The sequence below is a fragment of the Mesorhizobium sp. M1428 genome (genome assembly GCF_040317515.1).
Taxonomy (GTDB): Bacteria; Pseudomonadota; Alphaproteobacteria; order Rhizobiales; family Rhizobiaceae; genus Mesorhizobium.
In genome coordinates this window covers 211,053-224,426 of the sequence record NZ_JAMYKT010000004.1, presented here as the reverse complement: position 1 = coordinate 224,426, position 13,374 = coordinate 211,053, and the positions used below count along the sequence as shown (strand labels likewise).

Annotated in this window: 12 protein-coding genes and 1 tRNA gene; 8 read left to right on the top strand and 5 right to left on the bottom strand. The window is 61.8% G+C overall.

All coding sequences use genetic code 11. From position 1 onward, the window contains the following. Positions 1–414 precede the first annotated feature (414 nt). Together NKG60_RS08195 and NKG60_RS08190 are read left to right on the top strand one after the other, a co-directional pair. Positions 415–1,521 carry a LacI family DNA-binding transcriptional regulator gene (locus NKG60_RS08195; RefSeq protein ID WP_352862986.1) on the top strand — a complete coding sequence of 369 codons (1,107 nt, stop codon included), beginning with the start codon at positions 415–417 and terminating at the stop codon, positions 1,519–1,521. Between the two features lie 69 nt (positions 1,522–1,590). Continuing rightward, positions 1,591–2,733 carry an alpha-hydroxy acid oxidase gene (locus tag NKG60_RS08190; protein ID WP_352862985.1) on the top strand — a complete coding sequence of 381 codons (1,143 nt, stop codon included), beginning with the start codon at positions 1,591–1,593 and terminating at the stop codon, positions 2,731–2,733. Positions 2,734–2,780: 47 nt separating this feature from the next. Here the strand turns inward: NKG60_RS08190 and NKG60_RS08185 are convergent, their stop codons facing one another. The 4 genes from NKG60_RS08185 to NKG60_RS08170 all read right to left on the bottom strand — a co-directional run bounded on the left by NKG60_RS08185 (position 2,781) and on the right by NKG60_RS08170 (position 7,128). Next, positions 2,781–3,095 carry an antibiotic biosynthesis monooxygenase family protein gene (locus NKG60_RS08185; protein WP_352862984.1) on the bottom strand — a complete coding sequence of 105 codons (315 nt, stop codon included), beginning with the start codon at positions 3,093–3,095 and terminating at the stop codon, positions 2,781–2,783. Positions 3,096–4,020: 925 nt separating this feature from the next. Continuing rightward, positions 4,021–4,917: an ankyrin repeat domain-containing protein gene (locus NKG60_RS08180; RefSeq protein WP_352862983.1), complete on the bottom strand. Its 897-nt coding sequence runs from the start codon at positions 4,915–4,917 to the stop codon at positions 4,021–4,023. Positions 4,918–5,239: 322 nt separating this feature from the next. Then, positions 5,240–5,316 (bottom strand) — tRNA-Arg (locus NKG60_RS08175). 324 nt (positions 5,317–5,640) lie between these two features. Next, on the bottom strand, positions 5,641–7,128 hold the full coding sequence (locus NKG60_RS08170; RefSeq protein WP_352862982.1) for an ATP-binding protein: 1,488 nt from the start codon (positions 7,126–7,128) through the stop codon (positions 5,641–5,643). A gap of 333 nt (positions 7,129–7,461) precedes the next feature. On the opposite strand from NKG60_RS08170, the gene rpmH reads away from it, so the two are divergent. From rpmH to yihA, 5 genes are all read left to right on the top strand, one after another. Next, positions 7,462–7,596: a 50S ribosomal protein L34 gene (gene rpmH / locus NKG60_RS08165; RefSeq protein ID WP_008833937.1), complete on the top strand. Its 135-nt coding sequence runs from the start codon at positions 7,462–7,464 to the stop codon at positions 7,594–7,596. 23 nt (positions 7,597–7,619) lie between these two features. After that, a complete protein-coding gene (rnpA, locus tag NKG60_RS08160; RefSeq protein ID WP_352862981.1) occupies positions 7,620–7,973 on the top strand; it encodes a ribonuclease P protein component in 354 nt (117 codons plus the stop codon). 13 nt (positions 7,974–7,986) lie between these two features. Continuing rightward, the gene (gene yidC, locus NKG60_RS08155; RefSeq protein ID WP_352663569.1) at positions 7,987–9,810 is read left to right on the top strand and encodes a membrane protein insertase YidC; all 1,824 of its coding nucleotides are present in this window, start codon (positions 7,987–7,989) and stop codon (positions 9,808–9,810) included. 144 nt (positions 9,811–9,954) lie between these two features. Next, positions 9,955–10,593 carry a CatB-related O-acetyltransferase gene (locus NKG60_RS08150; protein ID WP_023677492.1) on the top strand — a complete coding sequence of 213 codons (639 nt, stop codon included), beginning with the start codon at positions 9,955–9,957 and terminating at the stop codon, positions 10,591–10,593. After that, entirely contained in the window at positions 10,590–11,249 is a 660-nt protein-coding gene (yihA, locus tag NKG60_RS08145) for a ribosome biogenesis GTP-binding protein YihA/YsxC (RefSeq protein WP_352862980.1), read from the top strand. Before NKG60_RS08150 ends, yihA begins: the two co-directional genes overlap by 4 nt. A 21-nt stretch (positions 11,250–11,270) precedes the next feature. On the opposite strand, the gene NKG60_RS08140 is transcribed toward yihA, so the two are convergent. Further along, positions 11,271–12,020, bottom strand: coding sequence for a TetR/AcrR family transcriptional regulator (locus NKG60_RS08140; protein ID WP_352490516.1), 750 nt, complete (start codon positions 12,018–12,020; stop codon positions 11,271–11,273). Positions 12,021–12,163: 143 nt separating this feature from the next. On the opposite strand from NKG60_RS08140, the gene NKG60_RS08135 reads away from it, so the two are divergent. Beyond that, the gene (locus tag NKG60_RS08135; protein WP_352862979.1) at positions 12,164–13,342 is read left to right on the top strand and encodes an HlyD family secretion protein; all 1,179 of its coding nucleotides are present in this window, start codon (positions 12,164–12,166) and stop codon (positions 13,340–13,342) included. Positions 13,343–13,374: the final 32 nt, after the last annotated feature.

The following is a 13,374-nucleotide window of genomic DNA, read 5'->3' as shown; positions in this document are numbered from 1 at the left end:
AGTGATTTTCGCTGATGATGAACGTGCCGACGCGGCTTGGACGCCCTCCTCCTCCTCAGGGTTCCGGCAGCGAGGAACGACGCCATTCCAGCCGCGATCATCGACTTTAGAGACTCATTCGCCGTTCGTAAATAGTCCGATTTGTCTGACATTTCCCCGGAACGGCAGGCGAGCTTCGGCTGACGGAAACGGTCCGATACCAGGCTGGCTTGCGTTCCGAACATGCGCGGTCCGATGTCGTCCGAGCATGACGGATTGACGTTATAGGGATGCCAGATATTAGTAAAGAGTATTAGTTGATCGGGATTCTCGCCACGATACCGTGTGGGATTGGCGACTAATCGCCAAAGAGGGTCGATTATATCTATTAGTAGCGCTTTACCTTATATAGGCGAAATTCGAAGGACCAACAACATGAACGAACCACTTCGGGATGCGGTCCTTCAGGGTACCAGACGGCGCAAGCCGTCCGGGAAAAAACCCAAGGGCCGCGTCACCATGACCGACATCGCCAGGGCCGCAGGCTGTTCGCAGGCGACGGTCTCGTTCGTCCTCAACAACACGCCGGGCATCAGGCTGTCGCAGCAAACCCGAGAGCGGGTGATTGAGACCGCGCGAACGCTAGGCTATTCGCCCCCGGTGTTTTCTGCCTTGCGAGCTCCTGTTGCCGCATTCGACGGGCTGGATGGGGTGATCGGCTTCGCAGTCGACCAACTGGCGACCAGCCCGGAGGCGGTCGTCGCCATCGAAGGGGCGCGGCAAGCCTCGTGGAACGCCGGCAATGTGCTTTTGGTGGCGCAGACCATGGGCGACGAGGTGATGGAGCCCAGGGCCATCGCGGCGCTGGCCAAGCGGGGAATTTCGGCGCTGATCTATATGACCATCTTCACCCGCGAGATCGTCGCGCCGGACTATCTCTACGGCCTCGACATCCCGGTCATCCTGCTCAATTGCTACACCGCCGACTATGCCTTTCCCGCCGTGGTGCCGAGCGAAATCGCCGGCGGCCAGAGCTCGACCCGGCACCTGATCAGCCATGGCCACAGGCGTATCGCCACCATTACCGGCGAGCCCTGGATGCAGGCGGCGCAGGACCGGCTGAAGGGTTACCGCCGGGCACTGGCGACGGCCGACATCCCGTTCGACCCGGCGCTGGTCGTCGAAGGCGATTGGTCGGCGAGCGCCGGCTATGCCGCGACCATCAAGCTTTTGGCGCTGAAGGACCGGCCGACCGCCATCTTCTGCCAGAACGACCGCACCGCGATCGGCTGCTATGAGGCGCTAAAGGAGGCCGGCCTGCACATCCCCCAGGATATTTCGGTGGTCGGCTATGACGACGAGGAGATCGCCCGGCATCTGTTCCCGCCGTTGACGACGTCGATCCTGCCGCATATGGCAATGGGACAATGGGCGATCGAGCAGCTCGAAGTCCCGGCTGCTCCCGGTCGCGGCCGCTATCCCATCACCAAGCTCGAATGCCCGCTGGTGGAGCGGGAGTCGGTTGGCGCGGTGGCGGGCTGAGGCGAGAGCGCCGGCGATCGACAGTGGCACAGGCTTGACATCGGGCCCGGCATATACCCGATTGATCTCATGAAACTGCAAAGCTGCTACAATTTTCAGGACTTCCGCCGGCTGGCAAAACAGCGCCTGCCAGGCCCGATCTTCAACTATATCGATGGCGGCGCGGACGACGAGACGACGCTGCGGCGCAACCCGGCGGCGTTCGAGGACTGCGATCTCGTCCCCAACGTCCTTGCCGGCGTCGGACAGGTCGACATGTCGGTCACCGTCATGGGCCAGAAGCTGGCGATGCCGGTCTATTGTTCGCCTACGGCCCTCCAGCGACTGTTTCACCATAGCGGCGAGCGCGCCGTCGCCGCGGCAGCGGAGAAGTTCGGCACGATGTTCGGCGTCTCGTCGCTTGGCACGGTCAGCCTGGAAGAAGTTCGCAAGCACAGGACGCCGCAGGTCTATCAGTTCTATTTCCACAGGGATCGCGGCCTGAACCGCGCCATGATGGAGCGCGCCAAGGCGTCCGGCGTCGAGGTGATGATGCTGACTGTCGACAGCGTCACCGGCGGAAACCGCGAGCGTGACCTGCGGACCGGCTTTTCGATCCCCTTTCGGCTTACGCTCGGCGGCATGATGCAGTTCGCGATCAAGCCGAGATGGGCCATCGACTATTTGACGCACGAAAAGTTCAGCCTGCCGCAGCTGGACGGCCATATCGATCTCGGCGGCGGAGCGCTTTCCATCAGCCGCTATTTCACGGAGATCCTCGATCCATCGCTGGATTGGAAAGACGTCGAAGACATGGTCCGCTTCTGGAACGGCCAGTTTTGCCTGAAGGGAATCATGAGCGTCGCCGATGCCAGAAAAGCCGTCGACATCGGCTGCACCGGCATCGTTCTGTCAAATCATGGCGGCAGGCAGCTGGACGGCTCGCGCAGCCCGTTCGACCAGCTGTCGGAGATCGTCGACGCGGTGGGCGACAGGATCGACGTGATCATCGACAGCGGCGTCCAGCGCGGCACCCATGTGCTGAAAGCCCTGTCGTTGGGCGCCAAGGCCGTCGGCGTCGGGCGCTACTACCTCTTCCCGCTGGCAGCCGCCGGACAGGCAGGCGTCGAACGGGCGCTCGGCCTGATGCGAACCGAGATCGAACGCGACATGCGGCTGATGGGATGCAGGTCGGTGGCAGAGCTTTCCAGGGGGAATGTGCGGTTTAGGTGAGGGGGCTGGGAAGTGGCGCACGGCATAAGCTTTTCGAAGTGCGAACACTATACCGACCGGCCGTCGCTCCTGCCGTCCGTGTCGAAGACAGTCTCGCCCGAAACAGCATCCGTATATCCGCCCTCAAGCTGCCGCAACGTATGGCGGAACCGATCAAGATTGCCCAGCATTTTAGGCCTGGCATCGACCATGTGCTGAAAAGTGTCCCACTCTCCAATCGAGAAGAAGGCGCCATCTCCCGATTTGATGAGAGCCATTTTTCGCAATCCCTCGAAATTGCGCGGAGCGCTGCTGAACAGTTCGACGAATTCGTCTTCACTACCCGGCTTGACCCGGAAGCGGACGCTGTTGAATGCCGTCATGTACGTCCCCCGTGAAAGAACTGAAAACCTCGAATATGCGAAGCCCTAACGCACCTCGAACCCTTCGAACACGTGTACAGGAAAATCGGAAGGTTGGCTTCAGTCACCTCTGGCCGAAAGCCCGTTTCTGGCGCTATTTGCCAGGAAGAGGACGACGCTCGATCTCAATCGGTATGCCCTTCCGACCGGCAATGAAACGCGCTGTTAACGCCGTTCGCGGGTGACAGGATGTTGGCCGCAGTTCGAAGGTATAATCTGCGTCTCGCTGTCAGTTGCGGAGGCGAAAATGAATTTGCTTCGGATTGCGCTCTTGTGCACGGCCATGATCGATCTTGCAATGCCGGCCGTTCGCGCTGAGGATCAGCCTGTGCCGCAGAACAATAAAGCCGCAACAACGCAGCCGCCCGTTCATTGTGAAGGCCAAAATTGTCTCCCGCCGGCGAAAGATCCCGTGCAGGAATGCACTGGCCAGGATTGCACTCCAGCTCCGCCGACTGAACCGGGTCCGGAGATTGAGCAGGCCGACTGAGCGGCATCAGCTGACGATCCCCTTTTTGGCATGGATAGCGCTCACGTCTCGCGACCTTCCGACCACTGGCGCCGGTCACGGTCATAGTCGGGCGGCTACTAGCTCACCGCGCCCGAGAGGCTCCATGAGGCGGACCGTGCATTGGATTGATGGCGCTCCCGAAGAGGATGAAACTGGGAACTCGTATGTTATTGCTGCGCCTATCGATTTCTGAGATCACCGCTCGGAGCCGAAGGTCCGCCTTGCGCGCCATAAACTGTCCCTTGCCACCCCTGAACAGCCAAAATCGGATCCGACCGGTCATTCCTCAAGGGGAAGCGAAGTGACCTCCATGCAGAATTCGAGCGCTCATCGGCGTTGGGCGCAATCCGGCCGCGGCCCTCCTGGGGCGAAAGTTCAGGGCAGCGGGATCGGCTTGTCGCTGAGTGTGCGCAAGTAGGCGATCAGGTCGACCCGTTCGGTCTCGTCCGGAACACCAGGCGTCTCCATGTAAACGCCCGGCGTGGTGAGCATGGGTCCGAAGAGATATCTGTTCAGATCCTCGTACGTCCATGCACCCTCCCAGTCGAGCAAAGCGTCGGAGTAACGCATTTTTGCCACAGACGCCTTGTCACGACCGACGACGCTCCACAAGTTGGGTCCCGTCTTGGTCCCTCCCTGTGGCTCGGCATTGTGGCAACCGGCACACAGGCGGGTGAAGTAGGTTCGACCTTTCTCGACATCGGCAGTAGCCAACTTCATCGAGATCGGACCTGGTGTTGGCAAGACGACGCCGTGCGACATGAGATAGTCGGCAACTTCGCGTTGCCCCTTCAATTTTGCCAGATGGAGCGGTGTCTTGCCGTCCTTTGTCGTCGCATTCACGTCCGCGCCGGCCTCGACCAGTGCCTTCACGCAATCGAGGCAACCGGATATGACCGCGATGTGGAGTGCGTTTTCGCGGTTGCGGCGCGAATTTGGATTTGCGCCACCGTCCAGCAACAGATTGATCAGGTCGATCCTGCGTTTTGCCAAAGCCGGCATGAGCGCAGGCCCCAAAAGCGGCGTCGGGGCGGCGTTGACGTCGGCACCGCGTTCCATGAGCAGTTTTGCCGCCGCAAAATGCCCGCCCCTAACCGCAAGATAGAGCGGTGTCGCACCTCCGTCGCTCTCATCGACGCCAGCACCAGCGTCGAGCGCTGCCGTGATCCCCGCGACATCGCCCTTCATGGCGGCGTCGTGGATGGCGGCGGCATGCGATACAATCGGAACGAGTAGAAGCACCAACAGAATGAAAGGCAAGAACCCGCGCATTAGCGTCTCCCAAGGCAAGCCTGAGGACCCGGCACGATTTCAAGAAGGGCAGAGTTTAGTACGAATGCTCGATAGCGGCAACGCACGTGTGATCGGGTTCGCCGCCGCCGTGGCGGGCGGCGGCAGCGTATGCAGTCGCCTGCATGCAAGGCGGTCCTAAACATCAGCCGACCAGCCGTGGCTCATCCCTCATGGAGAAGTCGTTTCTCAGCGCCGGGAGTCCCGCAGATTTGCCGGTGACCGCTAAAGCGCCACCATGGTGGCAGTGATGAGCGGCTAAGCGGCCCATCGATGCCCGGTGTATTGGGATGTGCATTACAAATGGCGCGCCCGAAGAGATTCGAACTCCTGACCCCCAGATTCGTAGTCTGGTGCTCTATCCAGCTGAGCTACGGGCGCGCAACAGGCCATGCTTTGCATGGCCCCGCGATCCGATCCTGGCGACCGGCCGCGATGTGACGTGTTCCCTAGCGACTGAATTTGCGAAAAGCAAGCCGATCCTGGCCAAAAGTTTTGCCGTCACGTTTTGCCGTCATGCGCCGGCCGGCGAAGGCAAGACCGCGTCACGCGGCGGCCGAGCCGATAGGTCGTCGTCTCGGATCGGTCATTTGCCAATCGAAACGGTCCGTAACGAAACACGCCGTTGCACGGCGGCCGAGCCGATGGCTCGTAGCCTCGGACCAACCCTTTGCGAATTGAAACAGCCCGTAACGAAACGGTTCGTTACGCCGGGCGGCGCAGACCGTTGCGGGCCTGGTCGAGCCGGACCGGCTGGTCGGGAATGGTGACCGCGAATGTGGTGCGGCCGCCGATGCTTTCGACCAGCTCCACCGTGCCGCCATGGGCGCGGATCAATTCATGGGCGATCGCCAGGCCAAGGCCGGTGCCGCCGCTGCGGGCCGAGCCGCGAAATGCCGCAAACAGGTTTTCTCGCGCCTTCGGCGGCAGGCCGGGGCCGGTGTCGGTGACGACGATGCGGCTGACGCTGCCGATGCGCTCGGCCGATATGGTCAGGCGGCGCACCACGGCGCTCTCGGTGTCGGCCGCCATCGCCTGCACGGCGTTGCGGCTAAGATTGGTGAGCACGCGGAACAGTTGGTCGGAATCGGCATCGACCTCGAGCACCGGATCGACGGCATTGACGAATTCGATGCCGCATTCGATGTCGAGCAGGCCCTGGACGTCTTCGACCAGTTGGCGCAGCCGCAGCCTGCGGCGCGACGGCGGCGGCTCCTGGGTGCGGCCGTAGGCAAGCACGCCCTCCGAATAGGACACGGCGCGGTCGAGCGCGCGCAGCAATTTTGGCGCGAACGCCTGCACGGTCGGGTCCTTGACCTGGCGCAGGCGGTCCGACATCAGCTGCGCCGAGGCGAGGATGTTGCGCATGTCGTGGTTGATCTTCGACACGGCCAGGCCGAGATCGGCCAGGTGCTTCTGCTCGGTCAGCATCTTTTGCAGCCGCTCCTGCATCTGCGACAGCTCGCGTTCGGCGACGCCGATCTCGTCGGCCCGGGCGGCGGGGTGAATGATGCGGCCGGGATCGTCGGGCGCCTCGGAAAAGGACAGCATCGAGCGTGTCATCGTCCTGATCGGGCCTATCATGATCAGGTCTATCGCGGCGTAAACCAGCATGGCGGTGAACAGCGAGATCAGCAGCGAGACGAAGGCGACGTTGCGCGAATAGATCAGCATGGCATTGCGCAGGCGGTGGTCGGGCATGATCAGCTCGAATTCCTTGTCGCTGTCGCCGACCGGCCCGAAAACGCGCAGCATCCGCTTGCCGCCGAAAAACAGCGTGTCCAGCGCTCCGGTCATGCCCTTGATCATGCCGACATTGGCGATATCGATATGCTCGTCGACCTGCGGCGGCATTTCGGCCACGACCAGAAGCCGCGAGACGCCGCCGTCGCGCACGGCGATCGCCTTGGCACCGATCGCCATCAGCACGTCGTTCTGGGCGGCACGCGACAGCGAGGCAGGTTCGCCCTGCACCAGGACGATTGAAACCGCGGCGGCCGTGCTCAGCCTCTCTTTCAGCCAGCTCAGCCTGTAGCTGGCAATCCAGGGCACGAAGATGAGGACTTCGGCCAAGAGCACGAAGACGATTGTGAGCAGCAGCAGCTTGGTCGACAGGCCGCGCGCCAGCGGCACCCTGCGGGTGGCCGCTTTCGCCTGGGCGATGCTTTCGTCGGTTGCTGGGACTTCACTCATGCTCGTCGTCACGGCTGCCTGTATCACGGCTGCTTGTCTTAAGGACTGCTCGTCTTCACGATCGCTTGATCGGGTGAGATTAGGCGATTGCGGCTTTTTTGCCAAATTCATCCTTGGTCGAAGCCGGACAAAGGGCCACAAGACTTCCCTGCCGGTCCGACAATGCCGGCCCGACGCGCTGGATTGACTTCCAAAACCCTTCTTTCTATAAGCCCGCTCACGCTCGGGCCATTCGTCCCGGCGCGGTTTCGATCGCGCCAAAACCGGCCCGGCAAAGCTCCTGTTACAAAGTGACAGAATCAAGAAGGGCCGCACCCCGCGGTATTTAAACAAATGAAGCGTACTTACCAGCCGTCCAAACTCGTCCGCAAACGCAGGCACGGTTTCCGTGCCCGCATGGCCACCAAAGGTGGCCGCGGCGTCGTCGCAGCCCGCCGCAACCGCGGCCGCAAGCGTCTCAGCGCCTGAGCATCAAGCGAGAGACAAGATCGTTGCCCGCAACCGGCAAGCCAACGGGTCCCCATCCCAAGCGGCTTCTGAAGCGCGCGGAATTCCTGGCTGTCCGCCGTGGTGAAAAGCGCCGCGGGCGGCTTTTCCTCGTCGAGGTCCTGGGCCGCGACGACAGCGAGGCGCCGCGCGTCGGCTATACCGTCACCAGGAAGGTCGGCAACGCCGTCGTCCGCAACCGCATCCGGCGGCGGCTGAGAGAGGCCGTGCGCACGTATGCCGCGGATGACATGGTGCCGGGCAATGATTATGTCATCGTCGGGCGCGAAGACGTGCTTACCACTCCGTTCGGCCAGCTGAAGGCCGAACTCTCCCGCAGATTGCGTGGAACACGATAGGCCAAGGGCTTCGATGGAAAACAACCGCAACTTCTTCATCACCATCGCACTGTCGGTGCTGATCCTGGCGCTTTGGCAATATTTCTATGTGATGCCGCGCAGCGAGATGCAGCGCGAGGCCGCCCGCATCGAAGAACAGCGTGTGGCGGAGCAGAAGAAGGCCGCCCAAGGCACCAGCCCGGGAGCCAGCGAAACACCGGTGCAGCCGGGCGCCATTCCGAACGCACCTGGCGGCGACGCGGTAACGCCGGCCGGCCGCGAGCAGGCGATTGCCTCGACCAAGCGCGTGAAGATCGACACGCCGAGCCTCGAAGGCTCGATCAACCTCACCGGCGCGCGCCTCGATGATCTCAAGCTCAAGCACTACACAGAGACGGTCGACAAGACCTCGCCCGAGATCGCGTTGCTCAATCCGGCGTCCCTACCTAATGGCTATTTCGCCGAGATCGGCTTTTCCGGCACACCGGATGTCGGCAGGCTGCCCGGCCCAGACACCGTTTGGCAGACCGACGGCAATGCGACGCTGACACCGGCGACGCCGGTGACGCTGACCTTCACCAATGACAAGGGCCTGACCTTCAAGCGCACCTTCTCGGTCGACAGCCAATATATGTTCACCGTGTCCGACACTGTCCAGAACGGCGGCTCGGCACCTGCGACGTTGTCGAACTATGGCCGCGTCACCCGTTTCGACAAGCCGGCTATCGCCAGCACCTATGTGCTGCACGAGGGCCTGATCGGCGTTACCGGCAGCGAAGGCCTGCAAGAGTACAAATACTCCAAGGTCGAATCGGAAAGAGAATTCAAGCCAGGCAAGTCGACCGACGGCTGGCTCGGCATCACCGATAAATACTGGGCGGTGACCCTGGTGCCGCCGGGCGGCCGCGAATTTCAGCCCAAATTCTCTTATTTCGAGTTCAAAAGCGGGCCCCACCCGCATAGCTACCAGTCCGATTTCCTGTCCGATCCGGTCACGATCGCTCCCGGGCAGTCAACGACGGTAGAGTCGGAGATATTCGCCGGCGCCAAGGAAGTGTCGACGATCAACGCCTATGAAAAGGACCGTCATATTCGCCAGTTCGACCTGCTGATCGACTGGGGCTGGTTCTATTTCATCACCAAGCCGATGTTCTGGCTGATCGACACGCTTTACAAATTCTTCGGCAATTTCGGCCTGGCGATCCTCGCCACCACCGTCATCGTGAAAGCGCTGTTCTTCCCGCTCGCCAACAAGTCTTATGCGTCGATGGCGAACATGAAGAAGGTGCAGCCAAAGATGCTCGAGATCCGCGAGAAATACGCGGACGACAAGATGAAGCAGCAGCAGGCGATGATGGAGCTCTACAAGACCGAGAAGATCAATCCGCTCGCCGGCTGCTGGCCTGTGGCGTTGCAGATCCCGGTGTTCTTCTCGCTCTACAAGGTGCTCTATATCACCATCGAGATGCGGCACGCGCCGTTCTTCGGCTGGATCCAGGATCTGGCGGCGCCGGACCCGACATCAATCTTCAACCTGTTCGGGCTGATCCCCGTAACCTTGCCGCACATGCTGATGATCGGCATCTGGCCGCTGATCATGGGCGTGACGATGTTCCTGCAGATGCGCATGAACCCGACGCCGCCGGACCCGACGCAGGCTGCGATCTTCACCTGGATGCCCGTGATCTTCACCTTCATGATGGCGGGTTTTCCGGCCGGGCTGGTCATCTACTGGGCCTGGAACAACACGCTGTCGATCCTGCAGCAGGGCGTGATCATGAAACGGCAAGGCGCCAAGATCGAATTGTGGGACAATCTGGTCGCGCTGTTCCGCAAGAAACCGTCGCCGGCGGAATAGCCGGCGCTCCGATGATGCGAAACCAGAAAGCCCCGGTTCGTCCGGGGCTTTTTGCACAAGCAGCCGGCCTGGATTAAGCGATTGGTACTGCCGGACGGATCGCGCTATTTTGACCTGGCTGGCAGTTGCCCGACGGAGCTCGATATGACCGGACCCAATCCATCGATCAAGCATCCGATCCCGTTGCACACGCGCGTCGGCTTTCTGAAACCGCTGGTGACGGCGCCGAATATCGAGATCGGCGACTTCACCTATTATGATGACCCTGACGGACCCGACAAATTCGCCGAAAAATGCGTGCTGCATCATTATCCGTTCATCGGCGACAGGCTGATCATCGGCAAGTTCTGCGCCATTGCCGAAGGCGCGCGCTTCATCATGAACGGCGCCAATCATGCCATGTCCGGCTTTTCGACCTATCCGTTCAACATCTTTGGCCACGGCTGGGAAGAGGGTTTCGACCCGGCGACATGGTCGAAGGAGGTGCGTGGCGACACAATCGTCGGCAACGACGTCTGGATCGGCATGGAAGCGGTGATGCTGCCGGGCGTGAAGATCGGCGACGGCGCCATTGTCGCGGCAAAGTCGGTGGTGACGCACGATGTGCCGGCCTATGCGATCGTCGCCGGCAACCCGGCGAAGGTGGTGAAGATGCGCTTCGACGACAGGACCATCCGGCGGCTGCTGGCGCTGGCGTGGTGGCACTGGCCGGTGGAAAAGATCAGCCGCAATCTCGATGCCATTCGTGGCAGCAATATTTTTCTCCTGGAGGCAGCGGTTTGAACGCGTTGAGCAAGACCACGATCGGCATCGAATTGTTCACGCGAGCCTGGATCTTCATCCGCGGCGTGCCGGCGATGAAATTCCTGCCGCCGGAGGGACCGCCCGAGATCGCCTTTGCCGGCCGCTCCAATGTCGGCAAATCGTCGCTGATCAACGCGCTGGTCAACCAGAAGGGGCTGGCGCGCACCTCCAACACGCCGGGCCGGACGCAAGAGCTCAACTATTTCGTGCCGGGCGGATTTTCGGGAGAAGGCGCCGACCTGCCGCCAATGGCGCTGGTCGACATGCCGGGCTATGGCTACGCCACGGCGCCCAAGGAAAAGGTCGACGAGTGGACGAAGCTCGTGTTCGACTATCTCAAGGGCCGGGTGACGCTGAAGCGCGTCTACGTGCTGATCGATGCCCGCCATGGCATCAAGGCCAAGGACGACGAGGTTCTGTCGCTGCTCGACAAGGCGGCGGTGTCGTATCAGATCGTGCTGACCAAGACCGACAAGATCAAAGCTGCGGGGGTACCGCGGCTGATCGAGGAAACGCTCCAGAAGATCAAGAAACGCCCGGCGGCCTTTCCCCTCGTGCTTGCCACGTCGTCGGAAAAGAGCGAGGGCCTCGAGGAATTGCGTGCGGCGATCGTGCTCGCCGCCAATGGCGGATAGGCAACGGACTCCGACGGTTGGTCAGGCGAGGCTGGAGGCCCGTTCCTGCTCTGCAAGCTGTTCGGTGCCGTAGGCCTTCAGGAACACATCGACGCCCGACCTGACGATATGTTCGATCTCGGCCGCACTTGGTGCCTTGGTGCGATAGGCGAATATGCACTGGCGGAAAAGACCGGCCAGGCACAGTTCGGTGAACTGATAGGCGGCAAGCTCGACGTCGTCGATCTTCAGCAGGCCGCGTTCGATAGCCATGTTGAGGAAAACGACAACCCTGTCATGGCCGCGCTTCGGCCCGCGTTCGTAAAATCGCGCGCCAAGCTCCGGAATACGTTCCGACGCGCCGATCACCGTCCGCTGCGCCAGGATGACCCTCGCCGAAGTGATCTTCATGGACAGCACAATGCCGAACTTCACCAGCGTCTGGCGAAGGTCGCCGATCTGGTCGAGCACCTCATACATGTTCTTGAAGATCGTGCCGCGCTCTTCCTCGATCAGCGCTTCGAACAGCTCTTCCTTGTTGGCGAAGTAGACATAGATGGTGCCCTTGGACACGCCGGCCTCACGGGTGATGTCGTTCATCGACGCGGCTTCGAAGCCCTTGTCGATGAAGACACGGCGCGCACCGTCGATGATCTGGCTGCGCTTGACCGGGTCTTGCCCCGCGGCCGGGCGGCCGCGCGGCAGACTGTCCAGCAAATCGCACTGGTCCTTGCCAGCGCTGGGCAATGGGCCTGAATCAGGCAAAGGAGCGGCCTTGGGGGCTTCGGCCATAATGTCACACCTCGTAAAATAATTCGAACCATCCGGTTCGATTGCTCTTGATATGGTCCTCTTTAAGCGCTAAGTCAACGTCGAGTTCGAACCGAACGGTTCAGTCTGATGAAGTTCAGCGCCAGTTAATTTAGAGAGATATCATGTCCTCGAATGCGCCCACCAGTGCCGAAGTCCGCCCTTTCCCCAATGCCAAGGTCCAGCCTGCGATCGAAGCGCCGGAAGCCCCTCTCAAGCCCGCCGACGTCACCCCGCTGGCTCCCGCCAAAAAGAAGCGCTCGATGCGCTCGATGTTGCTGCCCATCATCGGCCTGGCCCTGCTGGGCGCCGGCGCCTGGTATGGCTATGATTACTGGACAGACGGGCGCTTCATGATCACGACCGACGACGCCTATGTCCAGGCCGACACGGCGTTCATCTCGCCAAAAATCTCGGGCTATGTCGATCAGGTCAAAGTGACCGAGAACCAGCAGGTGAAGGCCGGCGACCCGCTGCTGATCGTCGATGACGGTGACTACAAGATAGCCGTTGCCCAGGCCGAGGCGCAGATCGCCACGTTGAGCAAGACGCTCGACCGCATCGATGCCCAGACCGAGGCGGCGCGCGCTTCGCTCAAGCAGGCGCAGGCGCAGAAGACCGCCGACCAGGCCGCGGCCGACAATGCCAAGCGGGCTCAGGTTCGTGCCGCCCAGTTGCTCAAGACCCGCGTCGGTACGCAGGCCCAGTTGGACGATGCCCAGACGGCGGTCGAGCAAGCCAATGCCGCGCTAGCCGGCGCCGACGCGCAGATCGCGGCGGCTCAGGCCAATATCGGCGTGCTCCAGGCGCAGCGCGCGGAATCGGCCAGCACGCTGGCCTCGCTGCAGCTTGCCCACGACAAGGCGGTGCGGGATCTGTCCTTCACCGTGCTGCGCGCACCCTATGACGGCGTGGTCGGCAACCGCTCGGTCGAGCAGGGTGACCTGATCAGCCCCGGACAGAAGCTCGCCGTCATCGTGCCAATGGACAAGCTCTACATCGTCGCCAACTTCAAGGAGACCCAGCTTGCCCGGCTGGTGCCTGGTGAAAAGGTCAGGGTGTCGGTCGACGCGATCGACGGCCAGGACATCGAGGGTACCGTGTCGTCGCTGGCGCCGGCTTCGGGAGCAGTGTTCTCGCTGCTGCCGCCGGAGAACGCCACAGGCAATTTCACCAAGGTGGTGCAGCGCGTTCCGGTTCGCATCGACGTGCCGGCGGATGTGCTGAAGACGGGCAAGCTGCGCGCCGGCCTGAGCGTCGTCGTCGCCGTCGACAGCCGCACGGCGCCTTCGGCATCGAAGTAAAGCGGATCCGGGAGCAAAGCTCATGGCGACCG

Bases quoted from the DNA above. Each gene is read 5' to 3' on its own strand.
- NKG60_RS08140 (WP_352490516.1), bottom strand. From the start codon at position 12,020: ATGGCCGAAGCCCCCAAGGCCGCTCCTTTGCCTGATTCAGGCCCATTG.
- NKG60_RS08135 (WP_352862979.1), top strand. From the start codon at position 12,164: ATGTCCTCGAATGCGCCCACCAGTGCCGAAGTCCGCCCTTTCCCCAAT.
- NKG60_RS08185 (WP_352862984.1), bottom strand. From the start codon at position 3,095: ATGACGGCATTCAACAGCGTCCGCTTCCGGGTCAAGCCGGGTAGTGAA.
- NKG60_RS08195 (WP_352862986.1), top strand. From the start codon at position 415: ATGAACGAACCACTTCGGGATGCGGTCCTTCAGGGTACCAGACGGCGC.
- NKG60_RS08150 (WP_023677492.1), top strand. From the start codon at position 9,955: ATGACCGGACCCAATCCATCGATCAAGCATCCGATCCCGTTGCACACG.
- NKG60_RS08170 (WP_352862982.1), bottom strand. From the start codon at position 7,128: ATGAGTGAAGTCCCAGCAACCGACGAAAGCATCGCCCAGGCGAAAGCG.
- NKG60_RS08190 (WP_352862985.1), top strand. From the start codon at position 1,591: ATGAAACTGCAAAGCTGCTACAATTTTCAGGACTTCCGCCGGCTGGCA.
- yidC (WP_352663569.1), top strand. From the start codon at position 7,987: ATGGAAAACAACCGCAACTTCTTCATCACCATCGCACTGTCGGTGCTG.
- rpmH (WP_008833937.1), top strand. From the start codon at position 7,462: ATGAAGCGTACTTACCAGCCGTCCAAACTCGTCCGCAAACGCAGGCAC.
- NKG60_RS08180 (WP_352862983.1), bottom strand. From the start codon at position 4,917: ATGCGCGGGTTCTTGCCTTTCATTCTGTTGGTGCTTCTACTCGTTCCG.